The 25,445-nt window shown below is 66.3% G+C and carries 28 protein-coding genes; 7 read left to right on the plus strand and 21 right to left on the minus strand.

The annotated features are described in order from the left end of the window. Window positions 1-2: 2 nt before the first annotated feature. From gloB to AX018_RS08810, 10 genes are all read right to left on the minus strand, one after another. Entirely contained in the window at window positions 3-785 is a 783-nt protein-coding gene (gloB, locus tag AX018_RS08770; RefSeq protein WP_170146214.1) for a hydroxyacylglutathione hydrolase, read from the minus strand. A 14-nt stretch (window positions 786-799) separates the two neighbouring features. Beyond that, on the minus strand, window positions 800-1,441 hold the full coding sequence (locus AX018_RS08775; protein ID WP_111876914.1) for a recombinase family protein: 642 nt from the start codon (window positions 1,439-1,441) through the stop codon (window positions 800-802). Between the two features lie 548 nt (window positions 1,442-1,989). Next, on the minus strand, window positions 1,990-3,321 hold the full coding sequence (locus AX018_RS08780) for a zonular occludens toxin domain-containing protein (RefSeq protein ID WP_111876915.1): 1,332 nt from the start codon (window positions 3,319-3,321) through the stop codon (window positions 1,990-1,992). After that, window positions 3,318-3,653: a DUF2523 family protein gene (locus tag AX018_RS08785; RefSeq protein WP_111876916.1), complete on the minus strand. Its 336-nt coding sequence runs from the start codon at window positions 3,651-3,653 to the stop codon at window positions 3,318-3,320. The genes AX018_RS08780 and AX018_RS08785 overlap by 4 nt, the downstream gene beginning before the upstream one ends. A gap of 1 nt (window position 3,654) precedes the next feature. Continuing rightward, window positions 3,655-4,839: a hypothetical protein gene (locus AX018_RS24710; RefSeq protein ID WP_146749263.1), complete on the minus strand. Its 1,185-nt coding sequence runs from the start codon at window positions 4,837-4,839 to the stop codon at window positions 3,655-3,657. Between the two features lie 367 nt (window positions 4,840-5,206). Continuing rightward, on the minus strand, window positions 5,207-5,476 hold the full coding sequence (locus AX018_RS08790) for a hypothetical protein (RefSeq protein ID WP_111876917.1): 270 nt from the start codon (window positions 5,474-5,476) through the stop codon (window positions 5,207-5,209). 286 nt (window positions 5,477-5,762) lie between these two features. Further along, window positions 5,763-5,909, minus strand: coding sequence for a hypothetical protein (locus AX018_RS25195; RefSeq protein WP_170146215.1), 147 nt, complete (start codon window positions 5,907-5,909; stop codon window positions 5,763-5,765). A gap of 273 nt (window positions 5,910-6,182) precedes the next feature. Beyond that, on the minus strand, window positions 6,183-6,500 hold the full coding sequence (locus AX018_RS08800; RefSeq protein WP_111876919.1) for a hypothetical protein: 318 nt from the start codon (window positions 6,498-6,500) through the stop codon (window positions 6,183-6,185). A gap of 32 nt (window positions 6,501-6,532) precedes the next feature. Then, window positions 6,533-7,798 carry a replication initiation factor domain-containing protein gene (locus AX018_RS08805; RefSeq protein WP_111876920.1) on the minus strand — a complete coding sequence of 422 codons (1,266 nt, stop codon included), beginning with the start codon at window positions 7,796-7,798 and terminating at the stop codon, window positions 6,533-6,535. A gap of 1,027 nt (window positions 7,799-8,825) precedes the next feature. Beyond that, a complete protein-coding gene (locus AX018_RS08810; protein ID WP_146749264.1) occupies window positions 8,826-9,269 on the minus strand; it encodes a hypothetical protein in 444 nt (147 codons plus the stop codon). Between the two features lie 97 nt (window positions 9,270-9,366). Between AX018_RS08810 and AX018_RS24715 the strand changes: the two genes are divergently transcribed. Genes AX018_RS24715 through rnhA form a run of 3 tightly spaced genes read left to right on the plus strand, consistent with a single transcriptional unit; the run spans window position 9,367 to window position 10,983 of the window. Then, a complete protein-coding gene (locus AX018_RS24715; protein WP_146749265.1) occupies window positions 9,367-9,639 on the plus strand; it encodes a helix-turn-helix domain-containing protein in 273 nt (90 codons plus the stop codon). A 2-nt stretch (window positions 9,640-9,641) separates the two neighbouring features. Then, window positions 9,642-10,502 carry a class I SAM-dependent methyltransferase gene (locus AX018_RS08815; protein ID WP_245951486.1) on the plus strand — a complete coding sequence of 287 codons (861 nt, stop codon included), beginning with the start codon at window positions 9,642-9,644 and terminating at the stop codon, window positions 10,500-10,502. A gap of 31 nt (window positions 10,503-10,533) precedes the next feature. After that, entirely contained in the window at window positions 10,534-10,983 is a 450-nt protein-coding gene (gene rnhA / locus AX018_RS08820) for a ribonuclease HI (RefSeq protein ID WP_111876923.1), read from the plus strand. Window positions 10,984-11,005: 22 nt separating this feature from the next. On the opposite strand, the gene AX018_RS08825 is transcribed toward rnhA, so the two are convergent. The 8 genes from AX018_RS08825 to AX018_RS08860 all read right to left on the minus strand — a co-directional run bounded on the left by AX018_RS08825 (window position 11,006) and on the right by AX018_RS08860 (window position 19,379). Beyond that, window positions 11,006-11,359: a thioredoxin family protein gene (locus AX018_RS08825; protein ID WP_111876924.1), complete on the minus strand. Its 354-nt coding sequence runs from the start codon at window positions 11,357-11,359 to the stop codon at window positions 11,006-11,008. A gap of 88 nt (window positions 11,360-11,447) precedes the next feature. Beyond that, window positions 11,448-12,776: a molybdopterin molybdotransferase MoeA gene (gene moeA, locus AX018_RS08830; protein ID WP_111876925.1), complete on the minus strand. Its 1,329-nt coding sequence runs from the start codon at window positions 12,774-12,776 to the stop codon at window positions 11,448-11,450. Then, the gene (locus tag AX018_RS08835; protein WP_111876926.1) at window positions 12,773-13,387 is read right to left on the minus strand and encodes a GNAT family N-acetyltransferase; all 615 of its coding nucleotides are present in this window, start codon (window positions 13,385-13,387) and stop codon (window positions 12,773-12,775) included. The genes moeA and AX018_RS08835 overlap by 4 nt, the downstream gene beginning before the upstream one ends. Continuing rightward, the gene (mobA, locus tag AX018_RS08840; protein ID WP_211322401.1) at window positions 13,384-14,058 is read right to left on the minus strand and encodes a molybdenum cofactor guanylyltransferase MobA; all 675 of its coding nucleotides are present in this window, start codon (window positions 14,056-14,058) and stop codon (window positions 13,384-13,386) included. The genes AX018_RS08835 and mobA overlap by 4 nt, the downstream gene beginning before the upstream one ends. Next, the gene (moaA, locus tag AX018_RS08845; protein ID WP_111876927.1) at window positions 14,055-15,197 is read right to left on the minus strand and encodes a GTP 3',8-cyclase MoaA; all 1,143 of its coding nucleotides are present in this window, start codon (window positions 15,195-15,197) and stop codon (window positions 14,055-14,057) included. Before moaA ends, mobA begins: the two co-directional genes overlap by 4 nt. 167 nt (window positions 15,198-15,364) lie before the next feature. Next, complete coding sequence (locus tag AX018_RS08850) at window positions 15,365-16,135, minus strand: SDR family oxidoreductase (protein ID WP_111876928.1); 771 nt, start codon at window positions 16,133-16,135, stop codon at window positions 15,365-15,367. A gap of 35 nt (window positions 16,136-16,170) precedes the next feature. After that, entirely contained in the window at window positions 16,171-17,379 is a 1,209-nt protein-coding gene (locus tag AX018_RS08855; protein WP_111876929.1) for an NAD(P)/FAD-dependent oxidoreductase, read from the minus strand. Beyond that, window positions 17,376-19,379 (minus strand): LodA/GoxA family CTQ-dependent oxidase, encoded by a 2,004-nt coding sequence (locus tag AX018_RS08860; protein ID WP_111876930.1) that lies wholly within the window; start codon window positions 19,377-19,379, stop codon window positions 17,376-17,378. The genes AX018_RS08855 and AX018_RS08860 overlap by 4 nt, the downstream gene beginning before the upstream one ends. Window positions 19,380-19,717: 338 nt before the next feature. Here AX018_RS08860 and AX018_RS08865 point away from each other — a divergent pair, with 338 nt between their 5' ends. Both AX018_RS08865 and AX018_RS08870 read left to right on the plus strand, forming a co-directional pair. Beyond that, window positions 19,718-20,350 (plus strand): superoxide dismutase, encoded by a 633-nt coding sequence (locus AX018_RS08865; protein ID WP_111876931.1) that lies wholly within the window; start codon window positions 19,718-19,720, stop codon window positions 20,348-20,350. A 76-nt stretch (window positions 20,351-20,426) separates the two neighbouring features. Next, on the plus strand, window positions 20,427-21,329 hold the full coding sequence (locus tag AX018_RS08870) for a ZIP family metal transporter (RefSeq protein WP_111876932.1): 903 nt from the start codon (window positions 20,427-20,429) through the stop codon (window positions 21,327-21,329). A 108-nt stretch (window positions 21,330-21,437) separates the two neighbouring features. Here the strand turns inward: AX018_RS08870 and AX018_RS08875 are convergent, their stop codons facing one another. Next, window positions 21,438-22,871: an aldehyde dehydrogenase family protein gene (locus tag AX018_RS08875; protein WP_111876933.1), complete on the minus strand. Its 1,434-nt coding sequence runs from the start codon at window positions 22,869-22,871 to the stop codon at window positions 21,438-21,440. A 28-nt stretch (window positions 22,872-22,899) separates the two neighbouring features. After that, on the minus strand, window positions 22,900-23,610 hold the full coding sequence (locus AX018_RS08880; RefSeq protein WP_111876934.1) for a Crp/Fnr family transcriptional regulator: 711 nt from the start codon (window positions 23,608-23,610) through the stop codon (window positions 22,900-22,902). A gap of 124 nt (window positions 23,611-23,734) precedes the next feature. Between AX018_RS08880 and AX018_RS08885 the strand changes: the two genes are divergently transcribed. Further along, entirely contained in the window at window positions 23,735-24,262 is a 528-nt protein-coding gene (locus AX018_RS08885; protein WP_111876935.1) for an Mpo1 family 2-hydroxy fatty acid dioxygenase, read from the plus strand. Between the two features lie 173 nt (window positions 24,263-24,435). Here the strand turns inward: AX018_RS08885 and AX018_RS25200 are convergent, their stop codons facing one another. Beyond that, window positions 24,436-24,579: a hypothetical protein gene (locus AX018_RS25200; protein WP_170146216.1), complete on the minus strand. Its 144-nt coding sequence runs from the start codon at window positions 24,577-24,579 to the stop codon at window positions 24,436-24,438. An 88-nt stretch (window positions 24,580-24,667) separates the two neighbouring features. On the opposite strand from AX018_RS25200, the gene AX018_RS08890 reads away from it, so the two are divergent. Further along, the gene (locus AX018_RS08890; RefSeq protein ID WP_146749266.1) at window positions 24,668-25,375 is read left to right on the plus strand and encodes a hypothetical protein; all 708 of its coding nucleotides are present in this window, start codon (window positions 24,668-24,670) and stop codon (window positions 25,373-25,375) included. The last annotated feature ends 70 nt before the right edge of the window (window positions 25,376-25,445 follow it).

The raw sequence follows: 25,445 nt of genomic DNA on the forward strand, positions 1-25,445 counted from the left end.
ATTCAGGTCGGTCGGAATTCGTTTTTCCATTGGCGCAGCGCCGCGAGCACGGCAACGGCGTCGCCGGCATCGGTGCGCGCATCGAAGCTTTGCGCGGCGCGGGCCACCACGGGCTCGCGGGTGCGCAGGAAGGGGTTCACGGCGTGTTCGGTGGCGATGCGCGAGGGCAGGGTGGGCCGCCCGGCGGCACGCAGGGCCTCGCACTCCTGGCGGTACTGGAGCAGCGCCTGGTTGGCGGGTTCCACGGCGCAGGCGAAAGCGAGGTTCAAAAGTGTGTATTCGTGGGCGCAGCACACCCGGGTCTCGCCGGGCAGGGCCGCGAGCCGGTCCAGCGACTGCTGCATCTGCGCGGGCGTGCCCTCGAAGAGGCGCCCGCAGCCGCCGGAAAAGAGCGTGTCGCCGCAAAAGAGGGCCGGGCCGCCGGGCAGGTCGGCGCCGTAGTAGGCGATGTGGCCCGCCGTGTGGCCGGGCACGTCGATCACGGCCAGGCGCTGCCCCAGCACCTGCACCGTGTCGCCCTCCGCGAGGGGGTGCGCCGGCCCGGGAATCGATTCGCGCGCGGGGCCGTGCACCTGCGCGCCGGTGGCCTCGCGCAGTTGCGCCACGCCGCCGACATGATCGCCGTGGTGGTGCGTGACTAGAATCGCCTGCAGCGCCAGACCGCGGTGCTGCAGCGCCTGCAGCACCGGGCCGGCTTCTCCCGGATCGACCACGACGGCGGATTGCGTGTCGTGCAGCATCCAGATGTAGTTGTCGGTGAAAGCGGGCAGCGGCAGCAAGTTCATGAGCGACGAAATTATCATTTCGGAGCATCGAGCAGGGCCGGCGATTGTGCCAGCAACGGACCCAACACCGGGCGCTGCGGCTGGTATCGAGACCGCCAAGGATTCATGACACGATCCACCACAGCACGCGAAACAGACATCTGGCGCGCTATCTCAGCTTGAGTATGGCCAGCAATCGCCAAGGCCTTAACAAGACCCTGCTGCACATCAGTTAACTGCCGTGGACGGCCATGCGATCCGCCACGCTGTATATGAGCAACCTGCCCAGCAAGCACACGCTCTCGGATCATGGCGCGCTCCAATTGAGCAACAGCCCCCAACATCTGCACCATAAAAATCCCCAGGGGTGTAGACGTATCTATAGGCTCAGTAAGGGATCGGAACATCACCCCGAGAGCCTGCAGCTTGTTAAGCAGTCCAAGCAAGTCGTACAGATCTCGGGCAATACGATCAAGCTTCCAAACCACAAGCATGTCACCACTGCGCAAGCCCAACAAAGCAGCCTTGAGCACCGGCCGAGGACCAACGGCCGATCCAGACTCGCTGTACAAATCGACGACCCCATGACGCTTGAGCGCGTCAAGCTGTAACGCCGTGTCCTGCTCCCACGTACTCACCCTCGCATACCCCAGCACACGACCCGCTATATCAGCCATCGCCAATCCTCCTTTATGTTCCGGGAACGAATCCCAAAGTTTTATTGGCGACACCTCCATAGCCATCCAATGAAAAACGGCCCCTACGGGCCGTTTGTCTTACCAATGCGTAAAAGCCGCTAGCCCAACAATCCAAGCCGCTCCACCATCACCAAGCCCACAACACAGACCCCTTACCGCTTCGCTGACAAAATATCACGAACCGCTTCGGGCATCGACTCATGGCGCAAGCAACCGCGCAACACGCCTACGCCGAGCAAAGGAGGTAGACCAATACCACCAGTGAAGCCGAAACCATATGTCATAAAGCATACGCATACGTAAAAGCCATCAGCCAAACAATCCAAGGCGCTTGGCAACGACCGCCAAAGACGCCAACAGGACAACGGCCGCAGCGGCACGAAAATTGTGTTGCCACGGTGTCACGGCAACACGAATCCTGGAACGAGGACGAAACCACTTGCGCAGAGCCGCAAAACGGCGCGGGGGTCGATTCCTCTCGCGCAGCCAATCTTTGTAATAGTCACGATCCTGCATACCCATACAACCTACCTCCCCAATGACGCGGTAATTTCCGCAGGGGTGATCATGCCGGATTGACGGACAGGAGCGGGAGGCGCCGACACAGACACGATGCCGGGGACACTAGAAGCAGTAGGCGTAGACGAGCCTTCAGGCACCGCCAACACAACAGGCCTATCTACGGTGCCCTGCCCCAGATCAGGAGCATCGCACGTCACAGCCTTGGCATCAGACCCCCATCGCAAGATGCCAGCGCAATCGGTCAGCGGTTGCCATGTATAGCCAACGGCTATCAAATCACGACTATCCAACGTAGCGATGCGCCGGCCTGCCATAGACACCGAAAACGTATAGACAACCATCGAGCCCATAGCTATACGCCCAGTCAAATGCAAGCCCTTTGATGCATATGGTTCCGGGTTACCCGGAAGAGCAGATGCCACACCAGAATCAGACGCAGGCAATGCCGGCGCCGAGACGGGCAAAAGCGCAGGCAACGCGCCAGGAACAGAGTGAGCAGATACGGACTGGGCCTGAGTGGCGGCTTTCGATTTAGGTTGTTTTTTCTCAGCCGGCCAAAATGCCCAAATAACTACTACGACTGCAAACACCCAAAAACCAATGGTGAAGCGCCGAAACTTACCAACAAACGAAGATACATCAGATGCAGCAGCTTCCGCAACGCTATTGCCCTGAGTATGACTTTTATAAAGGCCGAAAAACTGAGGCTTATAAGGACGCTGCTCCGTGCTGATAACTGCACCTCTATAACCGCCCTTAACCTTGCGTATATAGCAATCCTTTTTCCCGAGAATATCAGCCTTGCGACAGACAATAACCATTGCCATTAATCTAGCAATTGGCTGATTCATATCCCGAAAAGATTGAGTCATTAACAGCACATCCGCATTGAAATGCCGATGCAGCTTAAACCACTGAACTACCTCTTTGGAAGTGCCGGTTGAAGGGAGTGGGACATGAGACTCATCAATAACAAATAATGGACCCTGTCCGGTTTTTGGATGTTTCCACTCAGAATGGTAGTCCCAAACGCCACCAAATAGCGTGGCATCATGAGGCGGGTCCAAATAATCCGACTCAGAAGGAAACAATCTGAAAGCCTGCCCATTCCCATTTTCGTCAATGGCAGTGGCATCCCACTCGCCCTTAATTTTCGAAGATGTGGTGCGAATCTCAATAAGCTTGCGATAATCAGGATCAATAGCCGCAAACATATCAACCACCAAAGGCAAATTGGTAATCACCTTGCGACCAATTTGCAATGCAGGCAAGACGTGATACGCTACCGCCTCGTAACTCTTCCCCGATCCAGGAATACCCTCAAGTCCATTAATCATGATCCGAGCCGAGTGAAAGGAATGAGCTGAAGGACAAGGCGCACGCCGATGGCGGAAACAATAATCATAGATGCCGTTCCAACGCCCAACAATCCGAGAATATTAATAATCTCGGCAGGCAATGAACCCCACGCCCCCACCTGATCGCTAAGACCAGAAATGTCCACGGCATCAATAGCAGACACAACGATGGTCATTATTTGCTCAAACGGCCAGCAAACAGCATCGCGTAACAAATCCCAAAGCGCCTCAAAAACAGCGACAAACAATTTACCGATCCAGGCCAAGGACGCAGCAATCTTGGAAAAGAGCATCGAAAAAGCTTGAGCCATTTCAGCCTCCAAAAACCAACGACCTTGCAACTATCAAGGCCGTAACGAGAAGAATGGCCTTGGCAACGCTCCAAAGCCAGCAGGGTGGAGCAACATCAACGGACCCATATTGAGCGTACCTCGTCAAACTCAAGTCGATACGCCAATTAGGGCATGTGCCCGCTACAAATCCAACAGGCATCAACTTTGATGGCAATTGTGCAATATTTGATTTTTTTATCTGCTGGCTTTTCTCATCCCAAATGCCAGTCATGCCATCAGGATATTTACGCTCATACAATTTAGGGATATCACTCAATGGAGTATCAGACGGCGGGTCCTCATCCTTCGGGTCATCAGCATCATCATTAGCCTCGTCCGGATGAGTATTCGTAGTGGTAGTAGGCGAGCAAGCCCCCTGAGCAGTACAGGTCTGATTAATTGTTACTGTTGTCGTATTAGTTATTTTGTTACCGTCAGTCTTATAGTTATTAACCGTCTCCTTCACGGTTTTGCTTCCGTCAGGATTTGCAGTCTCCTCCCTTGATACCGGCACCTGAGAGGGACCAGACACAGTCGGTGTACTGGGTAACTGAATATCAGCGCCCTTATCAAGCAGATCGCGAACCAACTGAGATGCTGCTGACGGGGTGTCCGGTAAGTCCATATAGGGCGCAATGTCATCCATCGACCTAGGGAGCATGTCCAGATTCGTGGCCGTACGACTGGAAATCGTCCACTGACTGATAAGGCTGTCCTTTGTGCCATCTTTGCGCACACCGTCCAGGGCCGCCGAGCAGTCCTGCTGACTCGCAGACACCCAAGGGCCAGCCTTTGACAAAGACCGCCATGCACCCGTCTCCATAGTGACGTTGTAGGCCCAATCAAGGGCCGCACTACACGCAGCAGTCGGAGAGCCGTACCACTGGTCAGGCATAGCCGGCTGCACAACTCGATATTGCTTGCCGTCGCTTTCCTCTTCGCGGAGGAAAGGCTTATTCGGGTAGTCAGCCTCGTTTGGGTTCACGGAGACTTTGCCCCTAGCCATCCAATCCATGATGGCCGGCGCAGCGGCAGCAGCGGCACAAAGCAGCGGGTTTTTGCAAAGGACACCGAGAGCCTCAACAAATGCTTTCTGCGGTACCTGATAACCGGCCTGAAATTTGTACTTCGTGCCAGCGAAAAACACATCACCGGTATGCACCATGTGCATCGTGCCCCGGCCGCTAGGGTTGCCACTACCAGATGCCCCAACATACCAACCTGAGTTGCCGATCTGGCTCCCAACCTGCCCGGGCGGCACAGAACCAACACTGCCAAACGATCCAGTCGATCCGCTCTGATTGGGGCGGATGCTCGCAACCCTGCCCGAATCGCTCACCGAATACCGGTATCCAGACATGCCAGATTTATTTATGGCATGGACAGGGAGGGCAGAAAAAGCCAGAACAGCAAGGAAAACGGCAGCACGACTCATAACGACGACCTCACTCCCAAAACAAAACAGACGGCGCCCAGGCCGCCAAGCATCGCCATCAAGGCAAAAAACAAAGCAACGAGGGCGCCAGTCACGTTCAGACAGCCTTGACGACGCGCTTACCGAGAACGGGACCCTTGAAAGCGAGGGCGATACCGATGATCACGACACCGGCCGCCACGACCTTCGTAGCCGTGCCACTCAGATCCAGTTCATCCCAGATCCAGTCGAGGCCAGCGGCATGGGCGGACTGCATTGCGGTGGCAGCCACCAGGAAGGAAACCGCCGAAACCTTGGCGGCGGCGGACTTGATCTTGGACGCCACACGGACACGCACAGGCACCGAGACAATTTGGTTGACTTGCATAAAAAAAACCTTTGCTTTAAACACTGCCAAATCGGCAGCGCTGAATCAACAAAACTCAGCGCTGACGACTTACAGCCTACGTATCAAGCCAACCTTGATACCCACGAAATAGCCCACCAAATAGGCACTAAGCACAAAAGTGAATGAAGCGCCGATGGCCTTTGCCACACTCTCCGGAGTGATGCCAAGCAGAGACATGTCCAAAAGCGCGGCCAAATCCAAAATGCCCTGCTGATCCAGAGGACAAGGAATCTGATTAACCGCGCAAGTAACTAGATATGCCGCGTCAGCCATTGGAAAAATCGTCCAACATTCCGCCACCGCCACACTCGGGACAGACCAGCCAGTCCTCACCACCAGCGCTGTCCTCGCCGTGGAAATCATCCAACGGCCCTTCATGACCGCAATGCGGGCACTCTGCTTTCTCATCCATGTCCTACCTCTCTAGTCCTATAGAGGACTACATCTTCTTTTAAAACGTCACCGGGAACGAAATTCGATCCGCTACCCGGTGACCCTACGTAGCGTCAGCAAGTCAACAACCTGCGCACGGTGCCATGGCTCCGCGTTGTCATCGATTAGCTGGGCGCAGTCATCGAGATCGTGCACAGCACCCGCATCCGCAAGCAACATCACCCATTCCGGCTCACCGTTTCCGGATGGGGCAAGGAATGCCCCTGTCGTAGCGGATTGGATGACGTACATATCAAGGAGCCTTTGCCGCAGCGCGCTCGACCGGCTTGATGTCCACCAGCTTGAGCTTCGTCGCGTCCTGAGCGCCTGCAGCCATCTCGAACGTGGCCACGGCCTTGATCGGCAGGGATGCACCCAGGTGCGCCCACTTATTGAACTCGGCGGCATCGCCCAGCTTGAACGGCCGAGTGGCACGGCCGATGCTGCGGCCAGCAGAGTTTTCCGACAGATCGACTTCGCAATGGAACGTCGTGCTGCTGTACGCGCGGCCCTCGATCGTGCCCTCGCTCTCCTTCACACCGTGGACGACAACTTCTGTTTGGAACTTCATGGCTTTTCCTTTGTGCGGCCTACTGATACGGGCTATGCCATGACGTGGCCAACGTCGGCGCCGTGGGAAACTTTTTTGCTGCGCTCGAAAGCAGCACCGTAAGCAGCAGCAATTTCGCTGCGGCTGAATTTCTGGAGACGACCAGGAGCCTTTTTGTCGCAAACAAGCTCCATGAAGTGATCGACGCCCAAATGCTCGAAAGCGATTGCCAAGCTTGGAGCAGCCACCTCACGCAGCCATCGCACATTGCGCACCGCTTCACCCTGAACGGTTTCAATCTGGCGCTTGCGTTCACAAGGAACCGTCACCGGGAACGAAATTGCTTCGGCTTCACGCAATAGGGATGCGTGCCAGTCGCTAGCTCCGTGGAAATAGTCGGCAGGACGACGCAACATGTCGGTTTCCAAAAAGCGCGCTTTATTGCCCCACCGCAATTCCGCGCGAATCCAAGCCGATGTATCTGCATCGCCAAACAACTGGTGGCCCTTTTCGTACACGTTGGTCTGCTTGCCCACCTCCTTAGTCCCGACGTAGAACGACCGACCTTTGCCGCCGCACTCGCTCCAGTCTCCCACCATGTTGCACTTGAGACGACGCCCCCCGACGTCGCACAAGCCGGCCTCATAGTCGGCCTTGACACGCTCCATGCCACCCTTGATACCGTCGAAAAAATCAAGGGCAAGATCAACGCGGGTGAGCCAACCCCTGCTTTCGTCGATCACATTTGCAAGGTGATCGCGCCAACCGCTTTGAGCGAATGTGCAAGCGGAGCCGTACACATTGACGTGGATGGTTTTTGCCTGAGCCCGCTGGCGAGGACCGTCGCCAGACGCGAGGAATCCAACCCAACCCACTTCGGCGCCATTGCGCTCAATGCTCCAGCGGCAGCGGTAAAAATCGTGGCCCTTCCGAATTTCAGGATGGACCATGAACTCAGTGCCGAGAGATTCCGCCACGCGCTCCGCAAGCTCGAATGCCTGCACGCTTGGGGAAAAATCCGCGTCCGGAACAAACCGCAAAAACTTGCGCAAGCGCTGGATACGTACCGTGCGCTGATCACGATCCCACTGACTAAGAGGCTCCAAATCCTCTTCCGGGAACAGCACGTCAACCGATGGCATCGGAGCATTGCGCAAATGACAAGTGAAGCGCACCCAGTCAACATGCACAGGGACGCCGGATGCAATGCGCTCAGCCATCAAGCGGACCTTGACCTGATTCCCGTCAAGAACCAAATTGCAAGCACCAGCATGACCCTTAGCATGCTTATCAACACGTGAACCCATCGGATGACTCATACAAACCTTTTTTGTACTAATACAGACCGAACGGCCTACCGTTATTCGTTATCCCCGTGATTACCATCGGGGAGGGCTTGCGCCCCTGCCGCCGCCTGCGCGGACGCCCCCCCCGCAAGCGGGGCCCCTTCCGCGCAGGCGCGTGCATCCGCGCACACTGCACAAGAGGCCGCACGCAAACCAATCACGCGCGCGTGCACGAACAGATCACGCCCGGGCTCAGGATCGCAAAAAGCCGCTATAGCGAGCCATGCGGATGCATTGCCGGGCGCAGGCGGTTGATAGCAGCCCCCTCCAGCGCATGGCGTTGTGATCGATACAGGAATCCGTCGCGCGGGGGGGCACGAAGCATCGTCAACATGGCACGGGGTACAGGGCGCGCAAGGGTCCAACATGGGGTTTGGCACCCCATACCCCGCCCCCACCGAGCCCCCTGCGGGGGACGCGCTAGCCGCGCTTCGGCGGGGCCCCAGTTGTCTCCAGAGCAGGGGGAGACTCCAGAGCGGAGGCAAGCACGAGAGGATGTGCAGCATCACGCGCCCACCCCGCTCAACATGACAACCGCCATAACGCTCAAGCCCGCGTAAAACAGCGCGTCAGTAGCAGGCCTGCAACGCAGGCCGTTAGCGCGCTCCACGATCCGGCGCCAACACGCCGTCGCGATCAGCAACGGGCCGACAAGCAGCAGAGCAAAAGACATCATGGCTCGATCCCCTGCATCCGCTCTAAGCGCTCCACGCGAGCACGCGCGCGCTCTGGCTGATGGCCCGTGCGCAAGTACGTGCTGACGCCAGCAGCGAGGCGCTTGTATACATCGGCCGCACCCTTGGACCCATCCACAATGGATTTCGGGACCGGAGCGGATATGGCCCTGCGGCAGCGGTAGGGCAGATCGCGGACTTCTTCGGGACTCATGCGGGCCACCTACCACGAGACGACCCGGGGCCATACATGCAGACCGACAGATGCACCTTCACCATGGCACCACACGGCCTCACAAACAGACCCAAATAGCTGTGGACAACAATCATTGCAGCCGCCCATCGACGCGCCGCGCCGCAAAGCCCATACGCGCCCAATCGCGGCTGCAGAGAGCAAACCGGACCAGCTCCTGCAGCACTTCGTTTTCGCCCACCTCGAACTGATCGGCCAGCTTTGCAAGCGTGGCCTTGATCTCTGGCTTGTCCGTGTAGTCGATACGGGACTTGCCGGCGCGGTATGCCGCCTTGCGCTCCGCATCAGAAGCCCACTTGCGGGGACGACCACGACGCTTTTGCGCCGCCTCGACTTGCTCGCGGAAATCGCGAGCAGCCTCATCAGGCAAAAAGGCATCGTTAAACCGGGAGCAGTCCCCGCCACCATCGTGAGCTACCACGCATGCGGGAGGGAGGGCCGCATCAGCAGGGGGACTGCAATCGTTTGCCGCATCGCACGCGGCGACCTCGGGCAAGAGCATTTGTTGCGCTGGCATGGGTAGCTCCATGGTGGTACATTTACACCACCGGAGGCCAATTCAGGCCCCTGGTGGCAATGGGATAAATGTACCATCAAGGAGGATATTTGTGCTATTGAATTTCACTATTACTCCGACCCGTCTGATTGATTTAGCAAAATACAAAAGCGGGATGGAGTTACAAGAAATGGCCCAGGAACTGGGCTATGACAAAACGCGCATCACCAAGCTGAAAAACGGGAAATGCGCGTTGACGCCGACAGAGGTTAAGTACTACGCCGACAAAGCAGGCCTGCCGTTTGAGCAAACAATCTGCGAACTAGAACTGTGGAAAAACCCAGCAGCAGCAAAGGTATGGGGCGTAGAACTGAGCGCTGCGAACCCATAGGTTTGCACCATTGGTTCGACTCTGCGCCCGGCCGCTACCTGCTGGCGTGGGAGCAGGAGCGCTATGACGAGATGGTGGCCGACGTGTTCGGCTACCACGCGCTGCAGCTGGGCATGCCCGGCCTGCAAGGGCTGCGGGCCAACCGCATGCCGTACCGCTGGCTGGCCCTGGGCGCGGCCGAGGCGTTGCTGTGGTCGCCGGTGGCGGACGATGGCCCGGCCTCCCCGCAGGACGGTAGCCCGGCCTGGGGGGCTCCTGCCGGCGAGGCCCGGCCGCCCGTGCGCGCGGCCCTGCTGGCCGATCCCGTGGCGCTGCCGTTTCCCGAGAACAGCCTGGATCTGGTGCTGCTGCCGCATTCGCTGGAGCTCAGCGTCGACCCGCATGCCGCGCTGCGCGAGGTCCACCGGGTGCTGGTGCCCGAGGGCCGTGTGGTGGTGAGCGGGCTCAACCCGGCCAGCCTCTGGGGGCTGCGCCAGCGGCGCGCGCGCCTCTACCAGCGGCTGGGCGCGGGCGGGCAGCTCTATCTGCCCGACGTGGGGGAGTTCATCGGGCACTGGCGGCTGCGCGATTGGCTGCGGCTGCTGAACTTCGAGATCGAGACCGTGAGCTTCGGCGGCTACCGCCCCGCCGTGCGCAGCGCGCGCTGGCTGCAGCGCTACGAATGGATGGATGGCCTGGGCGCGCGCTGGTGGCCGATACTCGGGGCCGCCTACATGGTGGTTGCCGTCAAGCGCGTGCATGGCATGCGCCTGCTGGGCCCCTCGTGGCGCGCGGGCAAGGTGCCGCAGGGCGCCACGGCGACCGTGTCCGTGGCGCAGCGCCACGGCGCGGCGGGGCGCGCCCCGGGGGCGCGCCATGGGTGAATCAACGAACGAAGATGGAAGCGAGCGAGTTTTGAATCAGGTTGTGATCTACACCGACGGGGCGTGCAAGGGCAATCCGGGCCCCGGTGGATGGGGGGTGGTCTTGCGCTCGGGAGCGCTGGAAAAGGAACTTTGCGGGGGCGAGCTGGGCACCACCAACAACCGCATGGAACTGATGGCGGTGATCGAGGCCCTGGCCGCGCTCAAGCGGCCCTGCGATGTGACGCTCTACCTCGACAGCCAGTACGTGCGCAAGGGGATCACCGAGTGGATCCAGGGCTGGAAGAAGAAGGGCTGGCGCACGGCGTCCGGCCAGCCGGTGAAGAACGTGGAGCTGTGGAAGCGGCTCGACGAACTCGTCGCGCAGGGCGGGCACGCGATCGACTGGCGCTGGGTGAAGGGCCACGCGGGCGATCCGGGCAACGAGCGCGCGGACGCGCTGGCCAACAAGGGCGTGGACAAGGCCCTGGGGCGGGGGTGATCCGGCCGGCGCAGTCCATGCCTCAGGCCGGGCCGACGCCGATGGCCGAAGCGTGGGCGATGGCCTGAACGGCCGCGTGCAGCGCTTCGGGCTCCTGGGGACGGACCACGCGGTCGATCTCCCGGCCGTCGCGCAGGAAGACCAGCGTGGGCCAGAGCTTCACCCCGAAGCTGCGCCCGAGCGGTCGCCCCGGGCCGTCCTCGACCTTGATGTGCCGCACCTGGCCCTGGTCCTTCAGCGCGGCCTCGATGAGTGGCTGGGCACGCTGGCAATGGCCGCACCAGGGCGTTCCGAATTCGAGCACGGCAGCGCCCTGGAGGCGGTCGATCTCTTCCCGCGTGGGGGGCTGTTCGAGATGCTGGGCGGTGTAGGACATGGGGGTGTCTTTCTTTTCGGATCGTGAACACGTTCTCGGGAGCGAAGCCTGAGGCGCCAGGGGATGCCCGGCGCCTCACGGGTCTGTATCAGAGCATGCCGTCAAAGAGCAGCACGTCCACCGGGTCGCCGGCCGCGACGCTGCCCTGGTCCTGCGGCAGCACGATGAGCCCGTTGGCCTGCACCATCGAGCCCAGCATGGCCGAGCCCTGCGGCCCCGTCGTCCGCACGCGCAGGCTGCCGTCCGCGCCGCGGAACACGATGCCGCGCTGGTACTCCGTGCGGCCCGGCCGCTTGCGCAGCGGCTCGGCCGCCAGCGCCCGCAGCGGGGGCGGCGCCGAGCGGGTGCTTCCCATCATGCGCCACAGGGCCGGGCGCACGAAGACCAGGAACGCCACCATCGCGGCCACGGGATTCCCGGGCAGGCCGAACAGCACGGCTACGGTGGCGGCGCCGTCGGTGCCCCCCGGCTTCGGAATCCGTCCGGCGGCCAAGGGGCGGCCCGGCCGCATGGCGACGCGCCAGAAGTCGACCTGCCCCAGTCCCGCGAGCAACGTGCGCGTATGGTCCGCGGTGCCGGTGCTGACCCCGCCGCTCGTCACGATGGCGTCCGCCTGCGCCGCGGCACGGCGCAGCGCCGCGTCGAGTGCCGCCGGTTCGTCCGGCACGGCGCCGAGATCGATGGGTTCCACGCCCGTGCGCTTCAGGAGCCCGAGGAGGGTATAGCGGTTGCTGTCGTAGATGGCCCCCTCGCGCCAGGGGGTGCCGAGGCCGAGGATTTCATCCCCCGTCGAGAAAAAGGCCACGCGCGGGCGCCGGAACACGGGCACCGACGCCTGCCCCAGGCTGGCGATCAGGCCGAGCGCGGCCGGCGTGAGCCATGTGCCCTGCGCGAGCGCGCAGGCACCGCGGGCCAGGTCTTCCCCGGCGCGGCGCCGATGGTCGCCGCGCCGCGCCGCGCCCTGCGGCACATGAACGGTCTCGACGCCATGGGCATCGCGCGTGCAGGGGGCGGCCTCTTGGGGAATGACCGTGTCCGTCCCTTCGGGCATCACTGCGCCCGTCATGATGCGGACGCACTGGCCGGCGCCGACCGTGCCGCCCCAGCGATGGCCCGCGAGCACGGTTCCCGCCACCTGCAGGGCGAGCGGCTGGCCGGCCGCCAGGGCCGCGCCGTCGAACGCGAAACCGTCCATCGCGGAATTGTCGTGCGGCGGCAGGTCCATGGGCGAGATGACGTCGTGCGCGAGCACCCGGTCGAGGGCATCGGACAGCGCCACGTCTTCCACGCCGGCCACGGGCGTGGCGAGGCCATCGAGCAGGGCCCGTACCGCGTCGACCGACAGGTCTTGCGGCGCGGCATGTGGCGTCGGAGGGGACTGGGGGGCGGTGGGGGCGGAGGCGGGGCCAGAGATCATGGAGCGTCGGTCCGCGGAGCATGCGCGGCAATGGCAGAGATGGCGGCCTGGGGCAGCGGAAGGTGCATGTGCAGTTTGTCGTACGCCGTGCCGGCGACCACGATGGCGCGCGGCAGCAGCCCCCAGGGGCGAAAGCCCTCGCTCTCGTAGAGCCGCACCACGTGCGGGTTGGCCGCCGTCACGGTGAGCACCAGCTGTTCGAGCCCTTCGACCTGCCGGGCGTGCGCGATGCACTCGCGCAGCAGCGTGCGGCCGATGCCGCGCCGGTGCGCTGAGGTGGCGACCATCATGCCCACCACCTGGGCGCAGTGGCGCTGCTGCAGCCGGGATTCCCGCTCGCAGCCGATACTGCCCAGCAGTGCGCCGGTGGCTTCATCGAACGCCCCGAGAAAGAAGGTGCCCGACGCGGGCGGGCCGAAGCGCGCGGCATAGCTTTCCGCCGGGCGCGGCAGCGCGCTGGCGTAGTCCGAGGTGAAGGCTTCCGGGGCATCGCGCAGGGCCGCATCGCGCAGCGCCTTGTAGGCATGGACGTGCGCGGCGTCCAGTACGCCGATATGCACGCCGGCATGGCCCGGCGAGGGGGGAAGGGCGGGGGCGTCCGGGGGGCTCATGGCGTGTCGGTCTCCAGCCGGTGCAGCTCGGCGAGCGTGTTGGCGTTGCGGAATGCGTGCGGATCGTCGCCGGGCTGGCCGAAAACGGCGACGGCCATGCCATGGCGGTCCATCCAGTCCATCACCTTGCGTCCGCCGCCGGCCAGGTAGGCGCGCAGATCGTCGCGAAGCGACGCATGCAGCAGGCAGGCCACGGGGTGGTGGCGCAGCGGGGCCGTGGCCGGGGTGCCGCCATCCGGTGTTTCCGGTGCCGCGGCGATGGCGCCGGGTGCCCGCGCGCCGGCTGCGGCCTCGGCAAGGCGGCGCGCGAGGTCTGCGGGAAAGCGCGGCACGTCGCACGGCACGGTGAGCAGCCAGGGCGTGGCGCAGCGATCCAGGCCGGCCAGCATGCCGGCCAGCGGCCCGGGGTGGCCGGGCATGGCGTCCTCGATGACGGGGGCGCCGAATGCCGCGTAGCGGTCGAGATGCCGGTTGGCGCTGACCATGAGCTGCCCCTCCGCCACCTGGGGGCGCAGCCGGTCCAGCGCATGTGAGGCGAGCGGTACGCCGTGGAAGGGCTGCAGCCCCTTGTCCCGCCCTTCCATGCGCGCACCCTGGCCGCCCGCGAGCACCAGCCCGGTGATGTCGGCGCAGGCGATCACCGCCGGGGGCGTGGCGAGGGGCCGGCTCATCCGCCGATGTAGCTCATCTCGACGCGGCGCGCCGTGGCCGCGCCGGCATCGGGCGGCAGCGTGCCGCGCAGTTCGGAATAGCGGTCGGCCCGGCCCTGCCAGATGCCCGCGATGGCGCCCGCCATGTCGGCGTCGCTCGCTCCGCCGCGCAGCAGCGCGCGCAGGTCCCATCCCCGGGTGGCGAAAAGGCACAGGTAGAGCCGGCCCTCCATCGACAGCCGGGCGCGGTTGCAGTCGCCGCAGAAGGCGCGGGTGACGCTGCTGATCGTGCCCACCTCGCCCAGTGCCGGGTCGTGGCGGCCCCGGGCGTCGGCGTAGCCCCAGCGCTGCGCGGTCTCGCCGGGCGCGGCGGGTGCCAGCGGCACGAGGGGGAGGTGCTCGCGCAGCCGGGCGATCACGTCCGCGGAGGGCAGCACCTCGTCCATGCGCCAGCCGTTGGTGGCGCCCACGTCCATGTATTCGATGAAGCGCAGCGTGATGCCGGTGCCGCGGAAGTGCCGCGCCATGGACACGACCTCGTGGTCGTTGGTGCCGCGCTTGACCACCATGTTGACCTTGATGCGGTCGAAGCCCGCCGCCTGGGCCGCCTCGATGCCGGAGAGCACCTCGGCCACGGGGAAGTCCACGTCGTTCATGCGCCGGAAGACGGCATCCTGCAGGCTATCGAGGCTCACGGTGATCCGCGAGAGGCCCGCCCCGCGCAGCGCGCGGGCCTTGCGCGCCAGCAGCGAGCCGTTGGTGGTGAGGGTGATGTCGGGCGCGCGGCCTTCGGCGGTGCGCAGCCGCGCGAGCTGCTCCACCAGGTTTTCGAGGTGCCGGCGCAGCAGGGGCTCGCCGCCCGTGAGCCGGATCTTGCGCACGCCGTGCGCGAGGAAGAGGCTCGCCAGGCGGGCGATCTCCTCGAAGCGCAGCAGGTCGTCGTGCGCCAGATAGGGGTAGTCCTTGCCGAACACTTCCTTGGGCATGCAGTAGCTGCAGCGGAAGTTGCAGCGGTCGGTGACGCTGATGCGCAGGTCGCGCAGCGGCCGCCCGAGCGTGTCGGTGAGCCATCCCGTGGGCCGGGTGGCGGGCCCCTCGGGAACGCGGGGCCGCAGCGCGGCGATGCGCTGGTCCACGAGGGGAATCACACGTTCGGCCATGGGCGGATTTTGCCGCATGGGCGCTGTAGGGGTATCGGCGGCGGGGCGGGATTTGACGGCGGTCCATCGTGCGCGGCGCCGTTTTTCATCGCCGGGCCGCCCCAAGATGAAAAGCGCCTCCTTTTGGGGCCGCGACCACGCGCAGCGAAGGCGCGTGGGGGGCTTTTTCAGACGCAGCGCGCGCCGTCCACCTCGATGCAGGTGCCGCTCACGAAGGCCGCCTCGTCGCTGGCCAGGTACAGCGCGGCGTTGGCCACGTCCTGTGCCGTCGAGAAGCGGCCCAGCGGGATGGTGGCGAGGAATTTCGCGCGCCGCGCCTCGTCCAGCGGGCCGCCCGCGAACTCGGCCGCGAGGCCCGTGTCGGGGTTGAAGACGGGGTTGATGCAGTTCACGCGGATGTTGTCCGGGCCCAGCTCGGCGGCCATGGACTTGCTGGTGACGATGACCGCGCCCTTGGAGCCGTTGTACCAGGTGAGCCCCGGCCGCGGCCGCAGTCCGGCGGTGGAGGCGATGTTGATGAAGCAGCCGCCGCGCCCCTGCGGATTGGCGCGCATGGCCGGCACCGCGTGCAGCGCCGAGAGGTAGAGGCTCTTGACGTTGACGGCGTACACCTTGTCGAACTCTTCCTCGGTCACTTCGAGCAGGGGGCGGTTGCGGTGCGTCCAGCCGGCGTTGTTGACCACTACGTCGAGCGCGCCGTGGCGAGCCACGGCCTCGGCGACCAGGGCCTGCACCTCGTGCGAGCGCGTCACGTCGGCGGCGAAGGCCTGCGCGGCGCCGCCTGCGTCGCGGATGGCCTGGGCCACGCGCTCGGCGGCCTCGGGCCGGATGTCGTTGACGATGACGCGGCCGCCCTCGGCCGCGAGGCGCCGGGCGATGCCCTCGCCGATGCCGCCGCCGGCGCCCGTGACGATGATGGATTTGCCCTCGACGCGCATGGCGGAGTCTCCTGGTGGGATCGGGATGGCCCGGGCTATCGGCCGGCGGCCTGCGGTGCGGAAGCCGGGCCCAGTGTAGCGGCCGTGGATCGGCCGGAGGGGCGGGCGCCCGGCCCATGGCGGCGCGCCCAGAAGGGCGCATCGGCCCAGCGCCGCTCCATGCCGTAGACCTCGGCCAGCTGCGCGCGGTAGACGCGGTGGATGGCGCGCACATGCTCCGCGTACCGGGCCGGGGCCTGCGCATCGCCGCCCTCGTGGGCGAGCATCGCCTGCGCGGCGCGCAGGCCGGTGTAGAGCGCGTTGCCGATGCCCTTGGACGACAGCGGGTCGAAGGCCAGGGCGGCATCGCCCGCGGCCAGCCAGCGGTGGCCGGCGGCGTGGTCCAGCTCGGAGCTGCCGGCATCGGCGCCCTGCGCGGTGCCGGCCGGGCGGTAGCCGTGCGCGGCGCACAGCGCGCGCAGTTGCGGGGCGGCCTGGAGCTTGCGCCACAGGCCGCCGTCGGCCAGCAGCGCACGGCGGTCCAGCAGGTCGGCATCGCCCTGGAAGGCCACGACGCGCTCGCCGCCGGGCAGCAGCACGCTGTACCACCAGCCGTCCTCCACCGCCTCGACCCAGGTGCGGCCGTCGCGGTCGCCGTGCCCCGGGCTCTCCAGGCGCAGGTGGAAGGCGAGCAGGGCGTCGTGGCGCAGCCGCCGGGCGCCCAGCCGGCAGGCCGGGGTGGCGCCGCGGCCGGTGGCGTCGATGAACCAGCGCGCGCACAGGTCGGGCCCGGGGCCGTCGCCGCCCCGGGCCCGGATGTGGTGGGGCGTGCCCTCGCAGGCGGGCTGCTCCACCTGCAGGTGGGTGGCGCCGCGCACCTGCGCGCCCGCCTGGGCCGCCGCCTCGCGCAGGCTGGCGTCGAAGCGCGCGCGGTCGAGCTGCAGGCCGTCGCCCTGCAGGTGCCGCAGGGTGTCGCTCGCCTGGCCGGCCGCGTCGCCCCAGAAAGACTGCGCGCCGTGGCTGGGCCGGTGGCCGCCGGCCAGCACCCGCGCCCGCAGGCCGAGTTCGTCCAGCAGGCTGAACACCGCCGGCGGCAGGTTCTCGCCGATGCGCGCGGGTCGGTCGCCGCCCGCGTCGGCCAGCAGCACGCGCCAGCCGGCGCGCGCGAGCGCGATGGCGCAGGCGGCGCCCGCCGGGCCGCCGCCGGCGATGGCCGCGTCAAAGGGTGCGCTGGAGCGGGCGGCCGTCGGAGCGGCAGGCGTCATTGCCGGGGCGGGCCTTTGCGCACGGGCAGCGGGGCCGTGCGGGCTTCCTCGTGCGAGCGGAAGTTGGCGCCGGGCGGCAGCGGCTTGTGCGGCGCCTTCCCGCGGGCCGGGGCCTCGTCGCCCCGCAGCAGCGCCTTGTCCGGCGCCGGGGTGTCGCCGTCGATCGTGCTGCGCGCGTCGGCGGGGGCCACGTCGGGCCCGTAGGCGGCCACCATCATCCGCGCGGGGAAGCGCGGATCGCCTTCGACGCCGGGGCGCACTTCCAGCAGGCCCATCGAGCCGAAGATGCGCACCATGGTGGTCATCACCTCGGCGGTGGAGCCGCGCAGGGGCTTGTTCCAGTCGGTGCGGTTCGAGAAGGCCGCGATGCGGCGCTCGATCGGCTGCTTCGGATCGACCACGATCGCGTAGTCCTGGTCGGTGAGCACCTGGTTGGGCACGCGCGCGGGCCAGAACGCGGGCGCGAACGGGTCGTAGTGGGTGTCGTAGCCGGCGCGGCACCAGGCGGTGTCGGCCTGCCAGGGCAGCCCCATCCAGCGGTTGAGGTCGCCCGGACCCTGGGCGTTGAGGGGGCCGTGGGTGGAGAGGGCCGTGGCCTGGTCGAGCGTGGGGCCGTAGTCGGGCTCGGCCGCGCCGGCCGGGCGCCGGCGGATGCGGAAGGGGGCGCTGTAGAGGCTCAGGTGGCGCATCGGCCAGGTCAGCTCGCAGCCGGGGTGGAAGGCGTCGGCGAGGCAGAACTCCAGCGCCGCGCGGTCCAGGGTGGCGGGCTGCTCCCGCAGGGGCACCTCTTCGATGCGGGAGGGGGGCGGGGGCAGGCAGCCCCAATCAGCGGCGAAGCGGCCCTCGACCCAGCGGGCGAGGATGTCGCTCTGGGTCTGGCTGATGCTGGCGTTCTGGCGCGGGCTCTGGCCGGCCGGAACGGTCATCGCGTCGCCGTACAGCCAGGGCCAGGGCAACTGGTTGCCGTCCTGCGGCTGGGGTGGGCGGAAGCTGTTGAACACCTGCCGGCGCAGCTCGGCGTTCGGGTCGTAGGCGCCTTGGGGGGGCAGGGCGGCGAGGCGCTCGACGAACGCGGGGTGCTCGAAGTCGAAGGCGCCGTTGTGGCCGAACTGCGTGGCGAAGCCCTGGTTCACCCACTGCAGCCCCGAGAGCCGCTGCAGGATCGGGTACACGTCGTTCGTGAACGAGAGCGTGTCCGGGGTTGCGACCCAGCCGGCCTGCACGTACAGGTCCTGCAGCAGGTCGTACAGCGTGCGCTCGGCCTTGACCTGGGGCGCGTAGTTGGGCGGGGCGCTCACCACCCAGGCCGGCTCCACGGGGACGGCCTGCCCGTCGATGCGCACCGAGGCCGACACCGGCCCGTCGCAGGTGTCGTCGTACCAGCCGTCGGCATTGATGAAGGAGTTGTCGTCGCCCTCGATGAAGATCGGGCTGCCGGTGGGCGAGGCCGAGATGCCGAAGCCCGGCAGGAACAGCAGGCGCCCGCCGGCGTCGGTGCGCAGCTCGCCGAGCTGCACGGGCACGCCGGTGAATTCGCCCGTGCAGGGCACGGAGGGCGCGTTCTTGCCGGCGATGCGCTGCGCGCCCGCGTCGATGGCCAGGGCCTCGCGGCCGGCCTTGACCTTGGCGTTGCGGCGCGGCAGCACGGTGGTGGCCGCCTCGGGAATGTCCATGGCGATCTGCCACTGGTACCAGGCCGCCTTGCGGTTGGCCACGTGCACCTCCCACGCGATCTCGGCGGTGTCGGCGGTCAGCTCGCGCACCACCTCGCCGGCGGCGTTGTAGCCGTAGATGCGGAACTGCGCGGCCTCGCGCTTGAGGGCTCCGGTGGCGTCGCGGTAGAAGCCCGGCTGCTCGGGCGCGGGGTGGACCACCTGCGGGCCGACGTAGAAGGCCTCGCGGCTGTTGCCCACGCGGGCGATGCCGATGGCGGGGTGGATGGCGGCGCGCACGACGCGCGTGTCCGCAGCCGCCCCGGGGGTGGACGTGTGGTCTGGCATGGAAACCCTCTCTCTGTGCGGGCGCCCGGCGGCGGCCGCGAATCGTTGGAATGGAAGCAAACGCCTGCGGGAAGACGCCTGCTTGCCGCCCGGGGCGGCAAGCAGGGGCCCGCGAGGGCGATGGCATTGTCCGGGCGCTCCCGGGGGGCTGTCTCAGGGTTTCCCCGACTGTGGCCGGGGCGCACCAAATGGGGTCGGATGGCAATAACCCCTTGACACATCAATGAATACAAATAATTATCATTTGCATGCCATGCGGACTTGACGGAGGGGCGCCTGTGTGTCTTCCCCGGACCGCACGGCCCCGACGTTTCCTGCAATTGAGAACCCAGAACCCTATGCCTTACACCCTTCCCGCCCTGCCTTACGCCTACGACGCCCTGGAGCCGCACATCGACGCTCGGACGATGGAAATCCACCACACCAAGCACCACCAGACCTACATCAACAACCTCAATGCGGCGCTGGAGGGCACCCCCCATGCGGATGCGCCCATCGACGAACTCGTGGCGCGCCTGCAGTCGCTGCCCGAGTCGCTGCAGACGGCCGTGCGCAACAACGGCGGCGGCCATGCCAACCACAGCCTGTTCTGGACCGTGATGGTGCCCGAGGGGCAGGGCGGTGGCGGCCAGCCCTCCGGCGCGCTGGCCGAGGCCATCGACAAGGACCTGGGCGGCTTCGAGGCCTTCAAGGAAGCCTTCACCAAGGCCGCGCTCACGCGCTTCGGCAGCGGCTGGGCCTGGCTGGTGGTCGATGGCGCCGGCCGGCTGGCGGTGGAGAACAGCGGCAACCAGGACAGCCCCCTGATGGCGGGCCTGCTCTCGGGCCACACCCCCATCCTCGGGCTCGACGTGTGGGAGCACGCCTACTACCTGCAATACCAGAACCGCCGCCCCGAGTACATCGCGGCGTTCTATCGCGTGGTCCGCTGGGACGAAGTGGCCCGCCGCTACGCGAAGGCCCGCGGTTGACCCTGACGGCCCGCGCCGCCGATCCTTTCCCGACAGGAATTCCCCTCCCTTGAAAACCCCTCCGGAACGCCCGCCCATGGATGCCCAGAACACGCTCTCTTCCCGCCGCCCCGGCTGGGGGCCCCGCAAGTGGCTCGGCGTGGCCATCGCCTTCGCGGGCGCGGTGGTGCTGGTGCTGCAGTTCACGCAGTTCCTGCAGGCGCATCCGCGCGTCGCGCTGGCGTGGCAGGGCGGGCTCGTGGCGGCGCTGGCCACGGCGCTCGGCACGCTGCCGGTGGTGTTCTCGCAGCGCCTGTCCGAGCGCGTGCAGGACACGCTCTTCGGCTTCGGCGCGGGGGTGATGCTGGCGGCCTGCTCGTTCTCGCTCATCATCCCGGGGCTGGACGCGGCCAAGGCCAACGGCGCCGGGCCGTGGGGGGCGGGCGGCGTGATCGGCGCCTCGATCCTGCTGGGCGGGCTGGTGCTGCTGGCCATGGAGCGGCTGCTGCCGCACGAGCATTTCATCAAGGGCGTGGAGGGCGGCCCCTCGCCGCGCACGTTGCGGCGCACGTGGCTCTTCGTGTTCGCGATCGCGCTGCACAACCTGCCCGAGGGGCTGGCGATCGGCGTGGCCTACGGCGGCGTCGATCCGCTGCAGGCGGGCACGCTGACGGCCGGCATCGCCATCCAGGACGTGCCCGAGGGGCTCGTGGTGGCCGTGGCGCTGCTGGCGGCGGGCTACCGGCGCTGGCTCGCGGTGGCGCTGGGCATGGCTTCGGGGCTGGTCGAGCCGCTGGGGGCGGTGCTGGGCGCGTCGGTGATCGGGCTGTCGGCCAGCCTGCTGCCCTGGGGCCTGGGCTTCGCGGCGGGCGCGATGCTGTTCGTCATCAGCCACGAGATCATTCCCGAATCCCACCGCAAGGGCCACGAGGCCTGGGCCACGGGCGGGCTCATGATCGGCTTCGTGCTGATGATGCTGCTCGATACGGCCCTGGGATGAAGCACCTGGAGCCTTTCAGGCGCCAGGTCGCCGTATTTGCTCAATAGTTTGCTATATATTCAATAGCAATCAAGGAAAGGGCCCGCAGGGGCTCTTCTTCTGTGTCGCCTATCCGTGCCGGATCGCCACCGTCTTGAGCGTGGTGAAACCGAGCAGTGCCTCCAGCCCCTTCTCGCGCCCGTGGCCGCTGGACTTCACGCCGCCGAAGGGCAGCTCCACGCCGCCGGCCGCGCCGTAGTTGTTGATGAACACCTGCCCGCTCGCGATGCGCCGGGCCATGCGGAACTGCCGCGCGCCGTCGCGCGTCCACACGCCCGCCACGAGGCCGAAGCGCGTGGCGTTGGCGAGCCGGGCGGCGTGCTCCTCGTCCTCGAACGGCATGGCGCACAGCACCGGGCCGAAGATTTCCTCCTGCGCCAGCCGGTGGTCGGGCGGCACGTCGCGCAGCAGCGCGGGCGCCTGGTAGAAGCCGGACTGGGGTGCCTCGTCCACCACCGTGCCCTGGGCCATGAGCGGGATGCCGGCCACCTGCGCGTCGGAGAGGAAGTCCCACACGCGCTGCTGCTGGCTCTGGCGGATGAGCGGGCCCAGGTCCAGGTCCATGGCGGCGGGGCCTACGCGCAGCGCCTCGAAGGCGCGGGCCAGGCGCTCCAGCACGTTCTCGTAGATGAGCGAGTCGATGAGCACGCGCGAGCCGGCCGAGCAGGTCTGGCCCGCGTTCTGCACGATGGCGTTCACGACCGCCGGCAGCGCTGCATCCAGGTCGGCATCCGCGAAGAGGATCTGCGGGCTCTTGCCGCCCAGCTCCAGTGTGACCGGGCAGTGCCGCTCGGCCGCCGCCTGCTGGATCAGCGTGCCGATGCGCGGGCTGCCGGTGAAGCTGATGTGGTCGATGCCCGGGTGCCGCGCGAGCGCGTCGCCCACCTCGTGGCCGTAGCCCGTGACGATGTTGATCGCGCCGGCCGGAAAGCCCGCCTCGGCCGCGAGCTGCGCCACGCGCAGCAGCGAGAGGCAGGCGTCCTCCGAGGGCTTGACCACGCAGGCATTGCCCGCCGCCAGCGCGCCGCCCACGCTGCGGCCGAAGATCTGCATCGGGTAGTTCCACGGCACTATGTGCCCCGTGACGCCGTGCGGCTCGCGCCAGGTGAGCATGCTGTAGCCCTCGGCCGAGGGAAGCGTGTCGCCGTGCAGTTTGTCGCAGGCGCCGGCGTAGAACTCGAAGTAGCGCGCCAGCGCCAGCGCATCGGCGCGCGCCTGCCGCGCGGGCTTGCCGCAGTCGCGCTGCTCGATGGCGGCCAGCTCGTCGGCATGGGCCGCCACGGCGTTCGAGAGGCGCATCAGCAGCCGCCCGCGCTCGGCCGGCGCGAGCGCGCGCCACACGGTGCCGTGGCACCGCCGCGCGGCCTGCACGGCGACATCGATGTCTTCGGCCGTGCCACGCTGGATCTCGTCCCAGGGCTGCCCGTCGGACGGATCGATCACCGGCAGGGTGCGGCCGCCGCTGGAGGGCACGGCGGCGTTGGCGATGTGGTGGTATTGCATGCGGGCATTGTGCGGCAGGCCCCGCGGCTCACCCGCAGGCCGCGCGCAGGCCGGGCAGGTCCAGGATCTCGATGCCGCCGCGGTGCATGCGCAGCAGGCCGCGCGCCTGCAGCTCGCGCAGGATCTGGTTGGTGGTCTGGCGCGAGAGCGCGAGCATCAGCGCGAGCTGCTCCTGCGACAGCGCGATCGCGCGGCGCGAGCGGCCCTCGCTCGTCCACTGCCCGTAGCCCTCGGCCATGAGCACCAGCCGCCGCGCGAGGCGCTCGGGCGCGGGCAGCAGGGCCAGCTCCTCCATCGCCACGAAGGCGGTGCGCAGCTTGTCGGTGAGCAGCAGCGCCAGCGCGTGCCAGTGCACGGGGTGCGCGCCGAGCCACGCGAGCAGCGGCGCCTGGGGCATGTGCAGCAGCGTGCTGGCCTCGGCCGCGTGGGCATCGTGGGTGCGCGGCGCGTGGTCGAAGAGGGCGATCTCGCCGAACCACGCCGGGGGCTCCAGCCGCGTGAGCAGGGCCGCGCGCGCCTGCCGCGACGGGCCGCCCACGCCCGAGATGTCGATGGCGCCGCGCACCACCGCATAGAGTCCGCAGGGCGCGTCGCCGCGCAGGAAAAGCGCCTCGCCCGCGCGCAGCGTGCGCACCTGGGCCATGCCGGTCAGCGCGCCGGCCAGTTCGGCGGGCAGACCCGCGAACCAGCGGCCCGAGGCGAGCGCGGCGAGGTGGTCCGAGGCGGCGGTGGCGGGCATGCGGGCGGAGGCGGAGAAGGAGGGCGGGCCTGTGTCGGCTGGCCGACAGACGGCAGGGGCGCGTCCCGCCGATTATTCGGCCCACGCGCCCCGCCACCGAGGGCCGCGACGCAGGAGACACCCCATGAAAACCCTGATCGACCACCTGTCGCAGTACGCCGACTACCACCGCGACCCGCGCAACATCCAGACCCATTTCGTCGGCGTGCCGATGATCATGCTGGCCGTCACCGTGCTGCTGTCGCGCCCCGCGTGGATGGCGGGCGGCCTGCTGCCGCTCTCGCCGGCCCTGGCGGCGGCGCTGGCGGCCAGCTTCTTCTACTTCCGGCTCGATGCGCGCTACGGGCTCGCGATGGCCATGGTGCTGGCCGCGATGCTGGCCGCGGGCCAGTGGCTGGCGGCACAGGCCACGCCGCTGTGGCTGGGCGCGGGCGTGGGCCTGTTCGTGGTGGGCTGGGTGATCCAGTTCGTGGGCCACTACTACGAGGGCCGCAAGCCCGCCTTCGTGGACGACCTCGTGGGCCTGATCGTCGGGCCGCTCTTCGTGGTTGCGGAACTGGGTTTCGTGATGGGCTTGCGCCGCGAGGTGCAGGCCGCCATCGAGGCGCGTTCCGGGCCGGTGCGCCTGCGCGGGCAGGCCACGGCAGCCTGAGATCGTGAACACGTTCTGAGGAGTAAAAAACCGGCCATGGCCGCTCGGCCCGCCAGAATACGCCCGCTTTGCGTTGCAATATAGGGAAGAAAACAGCCTGTCAACTTCAATATCGCGCCGGTTTTGACATATTCGCCAATAGGCGTAACTGAGTGAAAGCGATTGAAAAACCATCAGCGCCTCGGATAGGCTCGCGGGCTTTCAACAATTGCTTTCATCATGCGCAGACCAGAAACTAAAAATCCATCCAACACTTCTGGCCCATTCAAACCTTCCGGAACCATCGCCACGGCACTCGGCATTTTGACGGTGTGCATGCTGTCTGCCTGCGGAGGTGGAGGTGGTGGCGGCGATAGCAGCCCCGCCGCTACGGGTGGTTCGACCACGACAACGACACCGTCACCCGTGACGCCCGCCCCGACGAGCGCCGTCAACGATTGCGGTGAAGACGGCCAGGTGCTCACGGTTCCCGGCAATACGGCCCAAATCGACGCGAACGTCTATTACACCGACGGCACCACCGTCATCGCCACCCAGCAGCGCAGATTTTCAACGTCGAATGGCGCGAGCTTTCGTGACAAGACAGACCTGTTCCTGGTAAATCAGGTCAATACCACCACATACACCAATGCGGCCGTCAATGGGAGCTTTGGCGGCAGCGTCATGACGACGACGGAAAACAATTATTCGAAGGTCGTCGGCGATGTGCGGCAAACCTATGGCCTGACCGTCTCCAATCTCTTTCAGGGCAACACCACGACGGCCAGCAGTTATTTCACGCCTTATGCCTATACCGGGGCGCCACTGAATCCCGCGCTCGACACGGCCTATGCGGCCAACTACTCCACCACGACGGAAAGCGGCGGGACCACGCAGCCTCCGCTGGCACAAACCAGCACGACAACGTTCTCGTCGGAATCGGTCAGCGTGCTGGCCGGGACGTTCCCCGCGTGCAAGATCCGGATCGAAGTGACCGGTGGCGCCACCACCGCCAATGTCAGCTATACGTGGCTGGTCGCAGCGGGCCGGTACAAGGGCCTGGTCGTGCGCACGGCCAATGGCAGTGGCGTCAAGACCTCGGAAGCGACACGTCTGGTGGTGAACGGGCAATAAACCCGGCCACCGGCGCCCGGGCCGCTGCCTGAAACTGCCTGAAAGGGCAGCGCCTGTGGCGTCGGCAGGG

The sequence above is a fragment of the Paracidovorax anthurii genome, assembly GCF_003269065.1.
Lineage (GTDB): Bacteria > Pseudomonadota > Gammaproteobacteria > Burkholderiales > Burkholderiaceae_C > Paracidovorax > Paracidovorax anthurii.